Source organism: Streptomyces sp. NPDC107528, from assembly GCF_055639295.1.
In genome coordinates this window covers 104,247-122,819 of the sequence record NZ_JBVKAV010000018.1, presented here as the reverse complement: position 1 = coordinate 122,819, position 18,573 = coordinate 104,247, and the positions used below count along the sequence as shown (strand labels likewise).

The window sequence follows — 18,573 nt, the reverse complement described above, 5'->3', positions numbered from 1 at the left end:
AAGATCAGACGAAGGCCGCCCCCACGTCCGGCAAACCCTCAGGTGAGCGACTCAGTACGAGACACCGTTCGAGGCCGGAAGAAAAAGAACAAGCTTAGAGGGCGCGCAGATAGGCGCTTTGGGGGTTGATCCGGGAATGAGTCAGACACAGGTTCCGTGATCATGGAGTTGCGACGCTCTGTGACCACCGAGGAGACCTGTGCCCGCGCTTCCATCATGGCTGACCGAACCGCTCTGGGACCAATTCATAGCGCTGCTTCCCGAGCGGCCGGAGTTCCATCCGGACCATCCGCTCGGCTGCCACCGTCGGCGCATCAGTGACCGGGTCGTCTTCGACAAGCTGCTGCAACTGCTGCGGTTCGGCTGTTCTTACGAGGCGATCGCCGACACGACATGCTCGGCCGCCACGATCCGCAACCGCCGCGACGAGTGGATACGACAGGGCGTGTTCGCCCGGCTCAAGCAGATCGCGCTGGAGTCCTACGACCAGATCGTCGGTCTCGTGCTCGACCAGATCGCCGTGGACGGTTCCATCACCAAGGCGCCCGGAGGAGGTGAGGTGGCCGGGCGCTCACCGGTCGACCGCGGCAAACAGGGCTTGAAACGCTCGGGCATGACGGACGGGTACGGCATTCCCCTGGGGCGTGTCCTGGCCGGTGCCAACCGCCACGACTCCAACCTGCTCGCCCCAACCCTGGACCGCCTGGACGATCTGGGGCCGTTACCCGACGACATCACCGTGCACCTGGACGCCGGCTACGACTCGGACAAGACCCGCACTTTGCTCAACGAACGCGGCATACACAGCCGCATCGCGCACAAGGGCGAGAAGGCGCCCATCCAGGCCAGCCAGCGCTGGCATGTCGAACGCACCCACGCCTGGCAGAACGCCTTCCACCGACTCGCCCGCTGCTACGAACGCCGGGCCACCGTCATCGACGCCTTCTTCGACCTCGCCGACACGATCATCACCGTGCGCAGCCTGACCCGGCGGGCATGGACCACTCACCGCTGGGACGAACGCCCGAACCGCCGACCATGACCACACATCTCTCCGCGCGGCTCTCTTTTACTGCTTGATCAAACCACTCCTATGGAGAAGCGTCCGTCCTCACAGACGTTCCCGCAGGCGTGCCCGAAGCGGCTCGTAATCATGTCCGGGAAAGTATCTGGGAAAGGCGTCGAGCATCGCGGTCAAGTTCTCGACGGTGTCGCTGTGCTGCGGAGCGGTCAGGTCGACGTCGGCGAACAGGTACTGCCAGCCGAAGGCGCCTTTGGTCAGGAGCAGGGTCTCCAGGTATGTGCCGTAGTCCAGATGGAGCCGGTGAAACATGGTCCGGGTCGTAACGTAGAACCAGATCTGAGGCTCACCGCCCTTCGGCGGTACTCGAATGCCGGCCACGGCACCGGCACCAGCGTACGGCGCCTCGTCGAAGATTCTCAGCGTTGCGAGGACGCTGCGGTCGCCAGGTGGCAGATTCACGTCCCCCAGCGGCGGGTGCGGCCAGCCTACAAAGCAGTCGTAGATGTTCCTTAGCAAGAGTTCGCCGTGGACACCACCGCCGGTGACTGCCCAGGCCGCGTGGTATGCATCCGCCGCGAAGTGGTAAGGCCTCAGGACATCGTCCAGCCCGACACGCCACTCAGCGGTGATCCGTTCGAACACCCGATCCGCGTCCGCGAGCAGTTCGAGTCGCTGCGGCGTCAGCTCCGGATCCGGGGGGCGACGTTCGACCTCGATTTCGCCGCAGCACTCCAATTCCGCGATGGCCTCCTCAAGCCGTCTACCATATGTCACTATCGGTACACCCTCCCGCTCACCTCGCACGCCAGACCTAAGACGATCAAGCTGCGGCGGAGGTTCCCGATCTCGCCTATCCGCGCGATTTCTTAGTGACTTTGCGTCATGAGAGCCGCGCAGCACATCCATCCGTGAATACGGTTCGTGGTGATCGGAGCATTGCCGAGAACTGGCCTGCTGGTTCGGCGTTGACCGCTGCACCATCACGCACGCCATCGGCGAGGTGCGGCACCTGTGCGCGCAGCGGGGCTGCACCGTCGCGCCGGGCATCCGCCTGTGCACTCTCGCCGAGGTCATCGAGCACCTGGGCGTCGATGGCCAGACCGGGATCACCGATGGCACGGAGATCCGTGTGCGGTGCCCGGCCGCGGGCCGTAAGGGCCGGGACAGTTTGTCTCCGGCAAGACCAAGCAGAACGCCGTGAAGGCCATGGTCCTCACGGACGCCGAAGGGCGGCCGCTGTTCTGCAGCCGGTCCGGCCAGGCAGTCGCGCCGACATCACCCAGGCTCGGCAGCTGGGACTGGTGAAGCTCCTGGTCGACGGCCCGGTCATGGAGATCCTCGCGGCAGCCGCAACGACTGCCGGGCATTCTCCGAGTCCGGCGTCGACAGGGCCCGCCGCGGCGCACCGACCATCGCCGACTGCGGATACCAAGCCACCGGCCTGCTCATCCCGCACCGCAAACGACGAGGTCAGACGCGCCTCAGCCCACACCAGGAATCGGAGAATGCCGTCCACCCCAGGGCGCGAGCCAGGGTGGAACACGCCCTGTCGCGGTTGAAGAACTGGAAGATCCTGCGGGACTGCCGACTCAAGGCAACGGCGTTCACCAGGCCATGCTCGGCATCGCGCGGCTCCATAACCTGGCCTTCACCGGAACTCACGCCTCATACGGGACGACCTCTCGCTGATGATCACGACGTCCGTCGAGGTCAGCACTATTGACGATCGCGCCGTTGGGGGCGAGAGAGCCGCGCAGGAGGGCCAGGCCGCCAGTGGGGTTCAGCGGGTTGGAGAACGGGTGTAGGACGTCTCCACCGGGTTCCGGTACGGGGAGGGTGGCCAGGTGCTCGGCAACCATCCGGCCGGTGACGGTCAGACAGTCCCCGTGAGGTAGACCGGCGTCGAGCAGAGTTTTCATCATCACCGGGACGCCGCCGATACGGTCCAGATCGGTCATGAAGAACTGCAGCTGCGCCGCAATCGAGCAAAACCCTGGCCCTCGCGCTACATCCCCAGCGTCCTCGACATGTGCGCCCGGCTCGTCGGACCCACCCGCCTATGCCGCCATCCGCCAATAGGCTCGCGGCCGACGCGGTGGAATTCGGCGACTGCAGTGGCCAAGCAGTGGATGATCTACCTCACATCCGGGGCAAATGAGCCGTACTTGTGCAGGTAAAAATACATTCAGTTCGCATCGGTGACACAGCACCCCGTCACTCCGGAGAGCGGTTGCCCAAGACTTCGGCGGCCAGCTGGTCAGCATCGTCGATCGCGGTGTTGAGCTCGTCCGGGGTGGTACCGAGCGTGCCGAACAGGGCGTGGGCGCGTGCGGAGAAGTTGGCCGGAGCGGTCGGGAGCTGTCCTGCCGCTTGGACGGCGCCTTTCTCGTTGAGCACCCAGCACCCGGCTTGGGCATGCAGGGCATGCGCCAGGAGTCCCGTCACACGGAATAGGCAGCCGGCGATGTAGAAGGCGTCGCCGCGGGTCACGCCTTTGCGGGCGATGGACAAAGTGAACGGCACCTCCCATCTCGCGTGGGCAACCAGCGAATCGCGTAGAGGCTGCGGGTATGAGGTCTGGATCTGCTCCTGCAAGGCGGCCAGTTCCCCGGTGGGGTCTGCGAGGATGCGTCCGATGGCTACCTCACCGGCGTAGGCGTGCGAGTAGACGCCGAGCGGGTGGCCTGCCTGAGTGCCTACTTCGAAAAGCCCAGCCTTGCACTGCTGCCAGATCCGGTGCACGCGGTCCAGGTCGCGGTAGATCCAGTCGATGCGTGCCCCGTCGACGGTCAGCCAGCCACCGCCGTCGACCCAAGGACCCCACCCACCCGGCTCGGTCACTTCGACTGCGCCGCCAGTCAGCTCGGTGGCGAGCAGGCGCAGGGCTGAGGTGTCCAGCGGAGGACGATAGTAGAGGCCAAGATCGAAGTCGGAGTCGGGCGTGTGCGTGCCACGTGCCCGGCTGCCGCCGAGGCAGACAGCGACGACGCCGCCGACGTCGACCAGCCGGTTCGCGATCTCCGTTACTTGGTCCACTAGGTGGAGTTTGCCGAACGGAGCGGTTCCTGGCGACTGGATTACCGGTGTCCGGCACCAGCAGGACCGCGAAGGCGTGGCAGTTCGAGGTGGTCACTTTCGGTGGCTTCAAGGGCCTGCCGCAGTCCCTTGGACATCGCCGCAGTACTGCCGCTTGAGCTCGGCGAGGTGGGCGGTGTGATGCGCACGACCCTGCCGGGCCGGCCGTCGTGCTGCTGTGTGACCAGCTGATGCGATCCAAGGGATACCCGACAGCTACGGCGGAGGTCAGTTGGCATCAGGTAACGGACCAGGCCACGGCGATTCGGCTACAAGAGGAGGCCTCCTTGCGCGAACCCGGGTGATAGACGGCCGGTTGCTGACCTGCACTGCTTCGGCCGGTTGAGCAACACGCGCCCGCTGCGTGGTGATCGGAGGTCCCGACAATCTTGATCGTGCCCCTCCGCGCGAGGGACGACGCTGATAGAGATGCGAGAGAGTCCGTGCGTGGCATCGGCAAAGACGAGGATCGCCGTCGGGCGGAGAAGACCGAGCAGGTCGGCCTGTTTGAGAGCCCGGGTCCGGGTCGTCCCAGGAAGACAAAACGACCCGGACGCAGGCCGAGTCGACACCATAACGGGGATTAGGTGCCGACATCGATCATCGAAGCACAACTCACCTAGGAGATAAGCGACTTTGGCCTCGAGTTGCGTATTTGCGCCAGTAACTCGTTACGGCTGGTTCACCAAGGAACCGTCGCCCGGGGAGCTGGCTCACTCTGCGCCGGAGCTGAGGCTCGAGCGCGCGGCGTGCATGGTCTGGTACGAGCGTGCACCGCGGGCGTGCGAGGTTTGGGGAGGCCGACGCCAAAGCGCATTGGCTGCCGACTTCTGCTGAACTCACGGCGTGCGGGGCGCGGGTGCATGAAGAAGGGCAACATGCCAGCGGTGGCGGGCGGGGCCTGAGGGTCTAGATGACGCCGGTATTTGGATCTGCACCGTGCTCCCCTCAACTCGTTGTTTCCGAAGAAGAAAACGCTACGTTGAATTCAGGGAGCGTGCAACGAGGTCGTTGCGTATTTGCGCCATGAACGGAGTTCGGGGCGACAAGTTCGTTGCATCAATCTTGCATTTATGAACATGGTTCTGCTTATTCGTTGCAATGTAATGGAATCGAACGCGAAACTGGGCTGCGGCACCAGAACGTGCGAAGGAGATCGCGGTGCCCGGAGGCAGACTCACCCAGCAGGAACGCCAGCAGATCGCGCTGGGACTGGCCGACGGCCTCGCCTACGCGGAGATCGCCAGACGCCTCGATCGTCCCACCTCGACGGTCACGCGCGAGGTGATGCGCAACGGCGGCCCGACCGCCTACCGGGCCGACCTCGCCCACCGTGCCACCGAACACCGCGCCCACCGGCGCAGGCAGGCCGCGCCCCGGGGATCGGAGGCGCCCCCGCAGGCCCACGGGCGGGACGCCGAGGCCGTACGCGAGTACGAGGAGCTGCTCACGACCGTCTTCATGCAGTCGGGCATGCCCAAGATGATGTCCAGGGTGATGGCCTGTCTCACCATCACCGACGCGGGCAGCCAGACCGCGTCCGAACTCGTCCAGCGCCTTCAGGTCAGCCCGGCGTCCGTCTCCAAGGCGATCACGTTCCTCGACAGCCAGGGCTTCGTCCGCCGGGAACGTGACGAACGCCGCCGAGAGCGCTACGTCGTCGACGACGACGTCTGGTACGAATCGCTGATGGCCAGCGCCCGCGCCATCGCCCAGGTCGTCGTGACCGCACGGCAGGGCGTCGGAGTTCTCGGCCCCGGCACCCCGGCCGCCACCCGCCTCGACAACATCGCCCGCTTCCTCGACTTCGTCTGCGAGAGCACGGCCCGCGCCGCGGGCCAAGCCCGCGACATCCTCCACACGAAACTCGAAACGACCCCCAGTTGGAGTGCGGCAAGTAGCGCTCGCGGCGTCTCATGACCCCGGGGTCCAGGGGTTGGAAGGGTGAGCAGCTGATCGAGTACTGGGAGGTGGTCCCGCAGTAGGACGGCGCCCCCCTGCGGCCATCGCCCCTGAACCTCTACCCCGCAGTGGGGCCGGGCAGGGCTGAAAATCCACGCCGAACTCGACTCAGGCACCTACGACGCCGGCCTCAAGGCCACCGACAGCGACGTCAACGCACCGCCCATGCGCCGGCACCGTTTCCACGGAGACTGGAACTACACTCTCCACCCTCAACTTCGCGACACCACGGCCACAGCCCGATGCAGCCAAGGGTCCTCGAACAGTCGGCCCCTCCCCAGAGCCCGGCACTGGGTGCCTGCGCATTCCGGAACTGACCGGGATGCCAGAACCGGCACTGGACGAACTCGTCGACCAACTCACCTCGGAATTGAACGAGTTACGTGAGCAAGGATGGCTCCAGCAGTGAGGAGGTGAGCGCATCCACATCACCGCGTTCCTCGGGAAAACCAGCCCTACAGAGATCAAAGCCGCATCTTGAAGCTCTGCGAGCCCTAAGGGAGATGAGCAGTATCCGTACGCCTGTTGATTGCAGCATATAGCTCATCAATCTTCCCGGGTGTGGATCGACCTGTCGTGGTGAAACCCCTGCGTGGCACGAGCTGAGAACCATGCCTGAGCTTCACGCGCGCGACGTGCACGTCGTCCCGGACGGCACCGCCCTCCCGGCGTAGGTACTGCTCATGAGCAAGGCCGAGGCCGCCAGCTGGCTCACTGCCACGGTTGTCTCGGGTGCAGATTGATCGGCAGGCATGGTTGTCATGTGACCCAAGGGGGCCGGTGACTGACACATATCAGCGGGTTGTGCAGACGCGTACGACATGTTCGTGACGTATGTACGACGCCCAACTACGATGCGCCGGAGCTGAAGTTGGAGGACCTCGTTCGGGCGAACAAGGTCGCGATTCAGGTGGGCGTGTGACTTCCTACACTTCAATATTGTGCGGTGATATTTGACGTAGCCAGTCTGGCCTGCGACACGGGTTGAACGGTGAAGCGCCGTCGGCCCCGCCTAATCTTTGCCGACAGGATCTGTGGTGACGTACGGCCCGGCGGTCGGCGGGAGTCAGTGGCTCCCGCCCGGCCGTGGCAGTTTCAGCTTCAGCGGGCCGCAGCCGAGGCGGTTGGCCTCGGCCTCGACGTAGTGAGGGAAGAGGGTGCGCAGGTCCGCGCTCATCCCACCCTCGTTGGCCTGTACGAGGAATATCGTCGCGCCCGCCTGGCAACGGGCCCGGAACACGCCGAGGTTGGGGCCGAGGCCGCCGTCGCCGACGGCGGAGCGCACCCGGTCGCCCTCGTCCAGCGTCATCCTCGTGAAGAGTGCGGCCAGCCGCGGATCCTCGACGGTCATCAGTCGCTGTCCCGGCTGCGAGCCGGTGATGTGGCGGTCGCAGGTACGTACCGGGCCGTGCCCGTCGCTGATCATGGGGTACTGGCTTGGCTTGCGCTTCTTGCCCAGGGTCAGTCCCTTGATGCCGCAGAGCGCGTCCGACTTTTCCGTGCGGGTGTAGCGGGCGGCCTTCGGCAGGCGTTCGACCGGATCGGCGATCGTGCCGGTGCAGCCCAGGTCCGCGCTGACCTTGTTGACGAGTTTCACGACCATGCGGGCCATCCCGTCCCGCTCCTCGGTATGCGGCTCCATGTCGCTGATCCAGCTGCCCTGTGCGATGTCCACGACGGTCGGCCCGTCGAAGTCGCCAGGGCGGCCCAAGCAGCCGTCCGGGATGGCGAGCCAGGCGCGGTTGTCCGAGGCCATGCCCAGGAGCCCGCCGCCGAGCGGGGTGAGACGGGCGGAGAGGAACTCATCAGCCCACTTGCCGGCGTCGCCGGCCCGGTAGTCCAGCCGGTGCACCCGGGCGGTGAGCGCCCATCCGTCGCCGTCGCTGTTCGTCAACTGGCAACTGCCGGAGGGGCCGTCCAAGGAGCGCTCGCCGTGCAGCACGGGCGCCTCGACCGCCTTGACGCCCTCCGGCTTGCGGAACATCGAGGCGAGGTCATCGCGGGACAGCGCGCCCCAGCACACCTCGTCCGGCGCGAACGGCCCGGCCTGCGTCTGCCAGGCCATGCCGCCGACGCCGAGCAGCACCCCGGCGAGACCTGCAGCCAGCAGCGGCCGGACCCGGCCGCGCAGCAATGTGCGCCAGTGCCAGCGGCGCAGGCGCCGCTCGCTGAGCAAATCCCGCTCGGCGGGCAGGGGCTGCTCGGATCGGTTCGGCTCGTCCGCAGTGCTGCTCACCGGGCGGCTCCCTTGGGGGCGATGGGGGCGCAGCCCAGGCGGGCGGCGGCCGCGTTGGCGAAGGCGGCGAGGTGGCCGGGGTCGGCGGAGGCGCTCATCAGGAAGGTGGCGGGCCGGCCGGCGCAGTCTGCGCGTACGATCGCGTACTTCGCGCCGATGGTGCCCGTGCCACGCCAGCCGAGGGCCGCGGGGCGTTCGCCCGCAATGCCGTCGAACACCGCGGCGAGTCGGGGCTGCGCGACCATCGCCAGTCGCAGGTACGGCACGCCGTCGCGATCGCCACGGACGCTGCATGTCTGCAGGTCGCGGGTGACCGCGCCGATCTGGTCCTTGATGTCCTCCTTGTCGAGGTGCAGGCCACGGATGCCGCAGACGTCGTCAGAGGTGTTGAGGATGCGCTCCTGCTTGCCCGGCAGGTCGTAGACCGGCGAGCTGACCCTCAGCGGCTCGTCCGGCGCGCAACCGGCCGCCTCCATCCCACGGTTGGCCACTGCGATGAGCAGCACCGCGGCCTGATGGGCGCCGCCCAGATCGGGCGGATCGTTCTGGGTGTACGAGGGGCCGCTGGTGTACGTGCCGGACGCGTGCATGGTGACGACGGTTGGCCGGCCGTCTGGCGTATCGCAGGACTTCGGGAGCACCAGCAGGCCACCGCGTCCGTTCACTGTGCCCGGCAGGCCGTCCGGGAGCGGGACCGTGTCGCCGCCCAGGAAACCGTCATGGATCATCGCGAGTCGAGCCTCCGCGGCCTCGGGGACCGGGCCGTACTCGATGGTCACCTGTTGGTCGGTGGAGACCTTGTCGCCGTCGTAACTGCTGTTGTAGTCACTGGCGATGGTGACCTCGCACCTGCCAGTCGGGCGTTTGTGGGTGGGTGCGGTCTCGTTGCTGGTGCGTGACCCGTTGTCATCGTCGCCGAAGGCCTCGTTGCCGAGGAAGTCCGGGCCGCTGTCCCTTGCCCATGCGCCCCAGCAATAACGGTCCTTCGGCCACGGCCAGGTGTCCGTCGCCCACGTGCTGAGCCCGGTGCCACCGACAGCGAGCACCAGCGCAGATATCAGCGTCAACCGGCCGCGTCTGCTGTGCGGCAGAGCTCGGCGCAGCCAGCTGGTTGCTTCAGGCGCCTCGTCTGTCTCACTCACCCCGTGTTCCCTTTCCGGCGCAGGCAGCGACGCGAACAGGTCCCGCGTGCGCCCTTGCCGTAATCACACAGGCACATCGAACAGGCCTGCGGAGCTTGCAGCAGTGTAGTCATTCGTTGACAGCAGCGAAGAGGGGTGCAGGCGCACGCCCCAGAAGAAGCGGCTGTGGCTGGCGCAGTAGCCGTACTGGGCCCATCCGGCCAGGTCGGAGCGTTTCACGGTCTCCCGTGAGCGTCCGCATTCCAGGGGCGTGGAGTCCCGATCCACACGCTGTCGCTCCCAACCGAGGTGCTGGTGGCCAGGATCCGGGTGACCCGGCGCAGCAGATCGGCGGCCTTGCGGAGCCGCTTGTTGTAGCCAGGTTGCTGCGGCAGGTACGGGAAGAGGTGCCGCAGGTGGGCTCGGGCATGCCGCAGCCACCTGGCCTCGGATGTGAAATCGAGCATGGCCTGCATCATCGCGAGGGTGACCAGCTCGGCGTCCGTGATCTGCGGCGCGATGATCCCCACAGCGGCCACCACGGTGCCAAGTCCGGCCGCTCCTTCAGCAGATCGTCGGTCGTCGCATAGAGTGTTGTCGCGAGGGTGTCCAGGTTGTTCGTCACACAACGATCTTGGGCGTCCTCGTTCTCGTTTCCACCGACACCCCTTGAAATTGGTCACCCAGTGGTGAGGAAGTCTGTGAACGACAGCGAGAGGGCGCCGCACAGCGCCGGAGCCTGGGCCGTTGGTTTGATTACCTTCCTGGGATCCGGCTATGCGGCCTCCGTGCTGCTGAGCAACGCCTGGCATGACTGCGACATCGGTATCAATGCCTTAGCCAATCTCGGGGACCTCGTCATGGCATCGACGTCTATGGCCATGGCTTCCACGTTGCTGTGGGGGCTCATGCGCAAGGTCACCGGCCGTCGCCAGTTGCTGCTCCCCCTACTCATGACCGTTGCCGCAGCTGCCACCCTACTGTGGCCCCTAATGGCGTTCTGGCACGCGCCTGACGGTTATCCGGTCAGCTTCTGTGCGCCCGACAACGTGCCACCGTGGTGGCCGGATTGGCTTCCAGTGTGAGGCAGGAGGCACATTTAGAGATCGTCCCAGTTGGTCAATCTCCGATAGCAGATGAGGGTGGCCGCGATGCCGGCGAAGGCGAGGAAGTGTTCGGCCTTGCGTTCGTAGCGACGGTGCAGACGGCGGCACCCGGATAGCCAGGCCACCGTCCGCTCCACGGTCCAACGGTGACGGCCCAGGCGCTGAGAGGACTCGATACCCTTTCGGGCGATGCGGGGTGTGATGTTCCGAGATCGAAGCCATTTCCGCAAGTGGTCGTAGTCGTGGCCCTTGTCTCCGTGCAGCTTGGCGGGGCGGCGTCGACGTGGTCCACGGCGAGATCGGATGGGCGGTATGCCGCGGACGAGGGGTTCGAGACCCTGGCTGTCGTGGGTGTTGGCGGCGGAGATGCCGATGGAGAGGGGCAGACCGGTCTGTTCCGTAATCAAGTGGATCTTCGAGCCCTTCTTGTCGCGATCGACAGGATTCGGGCCTGTCAGCTCCCCCCTTTGAGGGCTCGCATGTTCACGGAGTCGATCGCGCACCGCGACCAGTCCAGATCTCCCCGGGCGCCGAGCTCGTCCAGCACCAGGCGGTGGAGCTTCGCCCATACCCGCGCTGCGGACCACTCGGAGAACCGTCTGTGGACGGTCTGCCACGACGCGCCGAAGACCGGCGGCAACTGCCGCCAGGTGCATCCCGAGGTGGCGACAAAGATGATCGCGGCAAGCACAGCGCGATCACCAACTCGCCGACGGCCACCGCCCTGCGGCCTTGTGGGGATCGGCGGTCTCACAGCCCGGAACAACTCCCACAACCCCTCCGGCACCAGCCCTTCAACGAAGGCCATCGAGTACGGCCCCCTCCGTCGGTGCCGGACTCACCGAATCGTCAGCGACCTTCCCAGGCGCCCCGAAGCGCGCGAGGTAGTGCCACACTTTCTTGATCGCCTGGGGGTCATGGTGGCCGGCACGCGCTGCATCCCCGAGGATGCGCGGATTGAGTACGCCGTCGACGGCGATCTGTGCGCTCAAGTCGAGGTACTCCTGACCGCGGTAGCCGGGATGACGGAGGAGTTCCTCGACCTTGAGTCGGAAGCCGGGGTGCCACTCCACGGGGCAGCCCAGGCGCAGGGCCGCAATCTCGACAGCCGTAGCTCGATAGCAGGGGTCCAGGACCAGCGCCTCCACGTGGCAGTTCGGTCGCACAGGCCCGTGGACCTGCGCCTCGATGTAGTCGTCAAGGTCGTCCTGACGATCGGCGAGGGCGAGCTCGATGAGCCCCATGCGAGCCGCGACACCGAAATCCGAGGGTTCAAGGAAACTGTCCGGATAGCAAAACGTGGTGCGTGCCAGCGTCTCGGCTGTCAGCCGGAAGTGGGCGGAGCCGAACCGCGGCGCCCCGCCGACGGGCTTGCGACGGAAGTTCAACGCCCCGTAGACGGGCCGCTCATGAGCGGGCGCTTCGTCGTACGCCCCGTCGAAGATCCGGCTCTCCCAGCGCCACCGGTCGCCGCCGGGATATGCGGTCAGTCCGCCGTTGCTGGTCCCCGTGACGAACTGTGAGCGGTAGGCACCGTCCTCGGCCATGGCATCCAGGATCGGCTTGCCGTGCAGCAGCCGGTCTGGGTGGAAGTTGAGGGTCACCCGCAGCGTCGGGTCCATGGGAGGGCCCGACGCCAGTTCCGCGACATGCCCAAGGGCTCGTTCCTGTGAGGTCTGGGAGGCTGCGGAGCTCATCCGCACAGTGTTCCTCAAGCTGATCAACTGCTGCACGCGGATTGTCTACCGACAGTCCCGCCGCGCGGGAGACGGAGCTTTGAACACCAATCGAGACGACCTCTTACTGGCCCGCCGCGGCGTCTGCGTCGGCGATGGTGCACGACGACCGCACCGGACAAGCCAACCTCTGCTTGCTCACGCCATACGATCACTGCCCCCTTGGAATTGATGATCTAGGCCTTGATCACGCGAAGTGCTAACAGCTCACTCGAGAGCCGCTGCCGCTGCCGTTGGACGGAAGATGGCCGTCGTAGATCCAGCCGTAGTTGTTCAGGGTGCCGGTCTGCACGCGTACGTAAGTCCACGTGTTTCCGTAGGAGTTGGTGACGTAGCAGTGGTAGTCGATGTTCGGAGCGCTTTCGCTGTAGACACTTGTGATCGTGCCGCAATCGCCGTATGGCCCCGACCGCAGGGGAGCCGAAAACAGCCCGCTCCTGATGTTCACGTACGAGGATGCATCCTTGTCGGCGGGCCTGGACCAGGAACAGTCGGCGGCAGGTGATGCCGAAGCGGCGGTCGCGCCCGGAGCGACCATGATTGCGGTGGCGGACAGGAGCGCGGCCGATCCGAGTGCCACGCCCACTCTGGTGCAGTCCATGGGACTCCTTAGGTACACAGCAGCAGACTTCTCCGCCGCATGGGAAACAACAAATGTTTCTACATGAACTGGTGCCAGCAACCAATCAAATGGCGGAAATATGACTCCGCTTCACCCCACGCGGGAGCACCGGAAGCGCACCGGTCTTGTCCGTTGGCCCTCGTGCGAGTCGGTGCGTGCACCGGCTGGGTGTAATCAACTGGGGCCCATTCGCCAGGCGGTTGCCGCTGTTCCGCTGCTGCAGAGCTTGCTCCGAATTGACCTGACGGAGGTTGGTTTTCTCTAGTTTGCAGAGGCGTCGTGCGCTGTCGCGTCACCCACAAGAGGACTGCTGTCTACGGCGGTTCGCGTCGGAGTTGTCGTTGGGTACACCGAGATTGAACTCCTCACGGCCGTCTTGAGCGGGCTTGTCCAGAACGATATGTGGGCCATGACTGGCACGTTGCCGACAGAGACTGACAGTAATGCCTGTACAGCACATTGACATCCACGACAGCGAAGGGCGGAACGCTTGTCAGCACGTACCCCGTCCGGGCGCGTCTGCGAGCCCTTATGACCGAGCCCGGAGGAACCGGCTGCTCTGCAGGACCGACTCGTACTGCGGCCGAGTAGCCCCGCTGCTGGCCGTGATCACGATGAATCCGAGGTTGTCCCCTGTGGGACCGCAACTCGCTTTGCGTGACTGCGGTTTCCGAATCCACTGCCTGGACCGACACACCGAGAAACGGACTCCGCCCGGGCCGGCCTCTGGCTTCAGGGGGTTTCCGCACTGCTGGCAGATCCTCGCCCCGGCTGGCCGCCGTTCTCGAACACCACGCCAGCGTGGAGCATTGAGCTGCAGGTCATGGCGCGATCGTGAGCAATTACGCATGGCCCTACCGCGCACTGGCGACCATCTCTCATCATGACGTGTTTACGCCAGTCGGATCGATTGCCCATGATCATGGCGACTTATACGTTCCACGCGTGTTCACACGACTCCTTCACACCATTCTCCTAACCGGAGCGCTGGCCATCGTGCCGGTCACGTCTCCGGTCAGCGCGAAGGCCGCGACTACAGCCGCACCCGACCAGGCAGGCTCTGTCACCAAGTCCGATGTGGTCACGCTCGTGACCGGTGACGTCATACGCCTCGACACACTTGGCAACGGCACACAACAGGCCAGTGTGGTGACGACGGCCCCCGGCAGTTCCAACGCCGGCACGCACACGTATCTGCACGACGGTGACGTGTACGTCGAGCCGGCCTCGGCGTTGCCGCTTCTGGCGGTCGGCAAGCTCGACCAGCGTCTGTTCAATGTCAGCGCGCTCGTGCGTCAGGGGTACGGCGACGACGACCGGAGCACGCTGCCTCTCATCGTCGCCTACCGCGACGGAACGAGCCTCAACTCCAAGGCGGCACCGGCCGGGGTCAAGGTCCGCGCTACGTTCAAGGACGTCAGGGCGCTGGCCGTCACGCAGCTGAAGCGCGCCCAAGCGTCGTTCCTGGCCGACGTGCTGAAGCGGTCCGACGTCGAGAAGGTCTGGCTGGACGCACGCACCCGCGCCGTCACACCGGACCTGACTCGCAAACCCGGGAAGCATGCCGCGGACAGGATCAAGGGTCCGAACGACGGAACGGGGTCGACGATCGCCGTCCTCGACACCGGGATCGACGCCTCCCATCCGGACTTCGCCGGGCGGATCGACGCGATGCGGGACTTCACCGGTGCGGGCGACCCCACTGACCGGCTGGGCTGGGGCACCCACTCCGCCTCGGTCGCAGCAGGCAGCGGCGCCGCCTCCGGTGGGCAGTACGCCGGCGTCGCGCCGGGTGCTCACCTCGCGGTGGGGAAGGTGTACGACGACAACGGACTCGGCTACGAGTCGTGGGCCATCGCCGGTATGGAGTGGGCGGCAGCATCGGGCGCCGACGTCATCGAGGTCAATGTGACCGGTGCCGTCACCCGCGGCAACGACCCACTGACCCAGGCGGTCGACACCCTGAGCCAGGGGTCGGACGCGCTGTTCGTCGTACCGACTGGAGAGAATGGTTACGAGGAGCCGGGGACGAGTGACGTCAACGCACCGGGCGCAGCTGCCGCCGCCCTCACCGTCGGCGGCGTCAATGCGCGCACCGGGTTCTGGTGGGATCAGTCGCGGCACGGCGTGATGGCAGACCGCGGCGCGATCAAACCCGAGCTCATCGCCCCGGCTGTCGGCGTCATCGGTGCGGTTCCCGGTGGCGGATATGCGAGTGTTTACAGCACCATCCCTGCCGGAGCATACGCCGCCGGCGCGGCGGCCGTTCTGCACGCGGCGCATCCTGACTGGTCGCCGAGCTTGCTCAAAGCAACGCTGACCTCCACGGCCACGCCCGTCGAGGAGAGCGACACCTTCACCGTGGGCGGAGGAGCCGTCGACCTCGACCGCGCCACTGCTCAACCGGTCACCGTCGACCAGGGCGTGACGAGCTTCGGGCACATGACTCGGCCGTACCGGGCGGATCAGCTGCGGCAGCAGCGCAAACTGACGTACGAGAACCACGGCAAGAAGGCGCTGACGCTCAACCTGTCAACCGACCTGGTCGGCGCCACGGTCCAGCCGTCGACGATCAACCTCGCGCCCGGCGCATCGGCTGAGGCCACGGTCACCCTGAACGCGACGACGCTTGCCGCCGGCGAGTACAGCGGCCGCGTCAAGGCGACAACCCCGAGCGGTGAGTTGGCCACTGCAGTCGGCTTCGTCAAGCAGGGCAACACGGTCGACGTGACGATCCGGATGCTCGACCGAGACGGCCAGCCGGGCAGCGGGCGGGCCCGCGTCACGTCGTATCATGATGACGACGGAACGTACTACCCCGAAGACCTTCTTTTTACCCCTGATCAGCAGGAGTGGACTCTTCGGCTGCCCGAAGGCGACTACAACGTCTTCGGCATGGTCGGTACCCCGGATGCCTCAGGTGACCAGTTCACCGACATGAGCATCGTAGGACTGCCCAAGCTGGCCGTTCATGCCCCCAACTTCACTGTCACCCTCGACGCGCGGACCGCGCGGCCGATGACTCTGTCGACGCCGAAGCCGTCGGCGACGCACAACCTTGCGATCCGCTGGGACCGGGGCGACCCGGGCGATCCAACCGCGATCTTCGAGGAGTGGCAGAGTGACATGACCGCTGGTACGCCGCCGCGGATCTCGATGTCGCCGACCGAGAAGGTCACCGACGCGGGATTCGCTGTCACCTCGATGTGGGATGCTGGCGTGCCACTCCTGCAGGCGAGGTCGAGTCATGGACGGCTCGAGACCTGGTACGCCGGCGGACCGCTCAGCGACGGCAGACACCGGCACCGGCTGGTCGACGCCGACGCCCAACCGAAGCAGGTGGCCGGCGCGGTCGCCCTGGTCCAGCAGCGCAGCGACATCCCGCTCGATGCCCTGGTCCATAACCTCGCGCAAGCCGGCGCGGTCGCGGTAGCCGTGTACCCGGCACGGAACGGAGAGCTGCTCCCGGTGCTCGACGACGCGGGAGTCGTGACGATGTCGATGCCGCGGTCCGAAGGCCTGGCGCTGCGCTCCGCCACCCGGCGGCCGGGGGCCTGGATCGAGCTCACCGGGACGCCGCGTTCGCCGTACGCCTATGACGTCAGCTTCGTCGAGAACCGGCAGGTCGGCCGCGACCTCGGCTACCGGGTGCGCCCCTCGGACGTGGCCACCGTGCCGGCACGCATCTACTCGTCCGGAACGGGCGCGGGCGAGAGCGGCTGGATCGTCAGCCAGCACAGGAACCGGGCCTGCGACTGTACGTCGGCGCCGGTCGCCGACAGGGTCCCGACCCTGGGCTACACCCGGACCCAGTACGTGACCGCCGATCGCGACGTGCAGGCGGCGACGGCGTGGCAGTTCAAGGCCGAACGCGCCTTGGTTCGGCCTCGTGAGTTCCCAACATACCGGCGGGGAGACAACGAGACGCTGGAGTTCCTCAAGGCTCCCTACTCGCCGGGTGTTTCCGGTGGCCACCAGCCGAACAGCCAGAGCGGCACCACGCGGCATGGCGACGTGATCGCCTTCGACTACGCGGCGTTCACCGATGCCGCCGGGAACTGGTCGAGGTGGGCGCCGGGCGCTTCGGTCAGCACCACTCTGTACGCCGGCGACACCGAGCTCTACAGCACCCCGCTCACGTACGGCGACGTGCGCGTCCCGGCAAGCTCCAACCGCTATCGGCTCGTCTCCGACGTGACCAACACCGGTAGCGTTGTCGGACTGATGGCCAGCGCCCACACAGAGTGGACCTTCCGCTCGGCGAACGCCGGAGAGGGCCCCAAGGTCCTTCCATTGCTCGACATCGACTACACCGACATCACCGACGCACGGTCCGGCCGCAGCGCCCTCGACTACACCAACACCGCGAGCCGGGGAGACCGCGTCTCCCTCGACCTCAGTGTCGTCCACCAGCCAGGCTCTTCCGCCGGACCGGTCCGCACAGTGTCGGTGCAGGTCTCCTACGACGACGGCGCGACCTGGCAGAAGGTGTCTGTCGAAAGGCACCACGACGGCCGCTACACGGCGACGTACTCCCACCCCCATAAGGGCGAGTTCGTCTCTTTGAAGGTCCACACCGCCGACACCGACGGCAACACCACCGATCAGACGCTCATTGATGCCTACCGCCTGCACTGACCTCATCTCAGGAGCCGGTGAACAGCTCCTCCAGCAACCTCGCTGACTGAGGTCATTGGATCAGTGCATTTGTCTGCTGTTGTCGCCGCCCATCGGGGATGGTCGGCGACGACTGCCACGGCGGAGGTGTCGTTGTCCTGGGTCAGATCTGTGCCCAGCCTGTAGTGCAATCGATTGACCCCTTTGTGTCGCCTCGGCCGCTGGCACGACGTCTTCCTCAGCACGCGCCGCAGCTCCCTCTCGAAGCAGTACTCCGCAGGCGTCCTGCAAAACGGCTGCGGAGCACTGTCTCGAGGGCGCGGGGCCGGCGTGGCAGCCCTCCCGGTTGGCTACAGCGTGAAGGTCTCGGCGTGCTCCGATCTCAGGGAAGCCGAGAAGGGCCCGTAGCAGTCAGCGTTGGGAGCCGCCTGACGCGGCTGCGGAATTTCTCCGATTACCACGTCGGTGGTGGGGTAGAACGGACGCCGGGTGTCTGCGCAGCGCTGGCGCCCGATGACCAGCCGGATTCATCCGGCGAGAACGAAGGACGGCGGTATGGCCAGAGGCACCGTGAAGTGGTTCAACGCAGAGAAGGGCTTCGGGTTCATCGCCCAGGACGGGGGACCGGACGTCTTCGCGCATTACTCCAACATCACGGGCACGGGGTACCGCGAGCTGGTCGAGGGAGAGCCAGTCACCTTCGAAGTTACCCAGGGCCAGAAGGGGCCTCAGGCGGAGAACATCGTTAGGGGCGGCTGATGTCCTGATCTCTGCCCCTTTCGGACGGCGTGGGTGCTACTGCCGCCGACGCGGGGTGGAGCAGTTCGGCAGCTCGCTGGCCTCATCAGCCAGAGGTCGCAGGTTCAATTCCTGTCCCCCTGTGAGACGGGAAGGGGTCCGGCGCATTAGCCGGGCCCCTTGTCCACAGGAAGCCCGAGGACTCGAACCGCCTGCTTGGCCTTGGCATAACTGAGGAGACCCTCATCTCTTGGGTGGCAGGGCATCGTCCGCTTCTGGGACGCCTGCTGATGGCCCAACTGCGCTTCTCGGGCGTGCCCGCGCTGCGGCTAGCCG

13 protein-coding genes, 1 tRNA gene and 4 pseudogenes are annotated in these 18,573 nt (G+C 66.2%); 8 read left to right on the top strand and 10 right to left on the bottom strand.

What is annotated here, in order from left to right; translation table 11 throughout:
- Positions 1–199: 199 nt before the first annotated feature.
- Complete coding sequence (locus tag ACZ7L5_RS42135) at positions 200–1,042, top strand: IS5 family transposase (RefSeq protein ID WP_471524020.1); 843 nt, start codon at positions 200–202, stop codon at positions 1,040–1,042.
- Positions 1,043–1,111: 69 nt separating this feature from the next.
- Here ACZ7L5_RS42135 and ACZ7L5_RS42130 read toward each other — a convergent pair whose 3' ends face one another.
- On the bottom strand, positions 1,112–1,798 hold the full coding sequence (locus ACZ7L5_RS42130) for a hypothetical protein (RefSeq protein WP_471524018.1): 687 nt from the start codon (positions 1,796–1,798) through the stop codon (positions 1,112–1,114).
- Positions 1,799–2,366: 568 nt separating this feature from the next.
- On the opposite strand from ACZ7L5_RS42130, the pseudogene ACZ7L5_RS42125 reads away from it, so the two are divergent.
- Positions 2,367–2,713 (top strand): annotated as a pseudogene (locus tag ACZ7L5_RS42125) (transposase family protein); the annotation flags it as partial.
- Here ACZ7L5_RS42125 and ACZ7L5_RS42120 read toward each other — a convergent pair.
- From ACZ7L5_RS42120 to ACZ7L5_RS42110, 3 genes and pseudogenes are all read right to left on the bottom strand, one after another.
- The gene (locus ACZ7L5_RS42120; RefSeq protein ID WP_471524031.1) at positions 2,683–2,883 is read right to left on the bottom strand and encodes a hypothetical protein; all 201 of its coding nucleotides are present in this window, start codon (positions 2,881–2,883) and stop codon (positions 2,683–2,685) included. The pseudogene ACZ7L5_RS42125 and the gene ACZ7L5_RS42120 overlap by 31 nt on opposite strands.
- Positions 2,884–3,009, bottom strand: a pseudogene (locus ACZ7L5_RS42115) (dihydroxy-acid dehydratase domain-containing protein); the annotation flags it as partial.
- Between the two features lie 229 nt (positions 3,010–3,238).
- Positions 3,239–4,060 carry a nucleotidyltransferase domain-containing protein gene (locus ACZ7L5_RS42110; protein ID WP_471524016.1) on the bottom strand — a complete coding sequence of 274 codons (822 nt, stop codon included), beginning with the start codon at positions 4,058–4,060 and terminating at the stop codon, positions 3,239–3,241.
- A gap of 1,200 nt (positions 4,061–5,260) precedes the next feature.
- Between ACZ7L5_RS42110 and ACZ7L5_RS42105 the strand changes: the two genes are divergently transcribed.
- Positions 5,261–6,019, top strand: coding sequence for a helix-turn-helix domain-containing protein (locus tag ACZ7L5_RS42105; protein ID WP_471524014.1), 759 nt, complete (start codon positions 5,261–5,263; stop codon positions 6,017–6,019).
- A gap of 123 nt (positions 6,020–6,142) precedes the next feature.
- Positions 6,143–6,467, top strand: a pseudogene (locus ACZ7L5_RS42100) (ISAzo13 family transposase); the annotation flags it as partial.
- Between the two features lie 660 nt (positions 6,468–7,127).
- Here ACZ7L5_RS42100 and ACZ7L5_RS42095 read toward each other — a convergent pair.
- The 3 genes and pseudogenes from ACZ7L5_RS42095 to ACZ7L5_RS42085 form a co-directional block, all read right to left on the bottom strand.
- Positions 7,128–8,297 carry a hypothetical protein gene (locus ACZ7L5_RS42095; RefSeq protein WP_471524012.1) on the bottom strand — a complete coding sequence of 390 codons (1,170 nt, stop codon included), beginning with the start codon at positions 8,295–8,297 and terminating at the stop codon, positions 7,128–7,130.
- Complete coding sequence (locus ACZ7L5_RS42090) at positions 8,294–9,439, bottom strand: hypothetical protein (protein WP_471524010.1); 1,146 nt, start codon at positions 9,437–9,439, stop codon at positions 8,294–8,296. Before ACZ7L5_RS42090 ends, ACZ7L5_RS42095 begins: the two co-directional genes overlap by 4 nt.
- Before the next feature lie 135 nt (positions 9,440–9,574).
- Positions 9,575–10,043: pseudogene (locus tag ACZ7L5_RS42085) on the bottom strand (transposase family protein); the annotation flags it as partial.
- 76 nt (positions 10,044–10,119) lie between these two features.
- On the opposite strand from ACZ7L5_RS42085, the gene ACZ7L5_RS42080 reads away from it, so the two are divergent.
- Positions 10,120–10,503 carry a hypothetical protein gene (locus tag ACZ7L5_RS42080; protein ID WP_471524009.1) on the top strand — a complete coding sequence of 128 codons (384 nt, stop codon included), beginning with the start codon at positions 10,120–10,122 and terminating at the stop codon, positions 10,501–10,503.
- Positions 10,504–10,517: 14 nt separating this feature from the next.
- Here the strand turns inward: ACZ7L5_RS42080 and ACZ7L5_RS42075 are convergent.
- The 3 genes from ACZ7L5_RS42075 to ACZ7L5_RS42065 form a co-directional block, all read right to left on the bottom strand.
- Positions 10,518–11,332 (bottom strand): IS5 family transposase gene (locus ACZ7L5_RS42075; RefSeq protein ID WP_471524007.1). Its coding sequence is split into 2 segments (ribosomal slippage): positions 10,518–10,988 and positions 10,991–11,332, totalling 813 coding nucleotides; the frame shifts between segments, so codons are not numbered across the junction.
- A complete protein-coding gene (locus ACZ7L5_RS42070) occupies positions 11,319–12,221 on the bottom strand; it encodes a DUF3626 domain-containing protein (protein ID WP_471524006.1) in 903 nt (300 codons plus the stop codon). The genes ACZ7L5_RS42075 and ACZ7L5_RS42070 overlap by 14 nt, the downstream gene beginning before the upstream one ends.
- A gap of 238 nt (positions 12,222–12,459) precedes the next feature.
- A complete protein-coding gene (locus tag ACZ7L5_RS42065) occupies positions 12,460–12,861 on the bottom strand; it encodes an SH3 domain-containing protein (protein WP_471524005.1) in 402 nt (133 codons plus the stop codon).
- Between the two features lie 966 nt (positions 12,862–13,827).
- On the opposite strand from ACZ7L5_RS42065, the gene ACZ7L5_RS42060 reads away from it, so the two are divergent.
- The 3 genes from ACZ7L5_RS42060 to ACZ7L5_RS42050 all read left to right on the top strand — a co-directional run bounded on the left by ACZ7L5_RS42060 (position 13,828) and on the right by ACZ7L5_RS42050 (position 18,382).
- Positions 13,828–17,520 carry a S8 family serine peptidase gene (locus ACZ7L5_RS42060; RefSeq protein WP_471524003.1) on the top strand — a complete coding sequence of 1,231 codons (3,693 nt, stop codon included), beginning with the start codon at positions 13,828–13,830 and terminating at the stop codon, positions 17,518–17,520.
- Between the two features lie 534 nt (positions 17,521–18,054).
- Complete coding sequence (locus ACZ7L5_RS42055) at positions 18,055–18,258, top strand: cold-shock protein (protein WP_471524001.1); 204 nt, start codon at positions 18,055–18,057, stop codon at positions 18,256–18,258.
- A gap of 48 nt (positions 18,259–18,306) precedes the next feature.
- A tRNA-Met gene (locus tag ACZ7L5_RS42050) sits at positions 18,307–18,382 on the top strand.
- Positions 18,383–18,573: the final 191 nt, after the last annotated feature.

What these genes read in the sequence shown, in the direction of transcription:
- ACZ7L5_RS42120 (WP_471524031.1), bottom strand. Translation starts at nt 2,883, where the DNA reads ATGGTTGCCGAGCACCTGGCCACCCTCCCCGTACCGGAACCCGGTGGA.
- ACZ7L5_RS42070 (WP_471524006.1), bottom strand. Translation starts at nt 12,221, where the DNA reads ATGAGCTCCGCAGCCTCCCAGACCTCACAGGAACGAGCCCTTGGGCAT.
- ACZ7L5_RS42065 (WP_471524005.1), bottom strand. Translation starts at nt 12,861, where the DNA reads ATGGACTGCACCAGAGTGGGCGTGGCACTCGGATCGGCCGCGCTCCTG.
- ACZ7L5_RS42055 (WP_471524001.1), top strand. Translation starts at nt 18,055, where the DNA reads ATGGCCAGAGGCACCGTGAAGTGGTTCAACGCAGAGAAGGGCTTCGGG.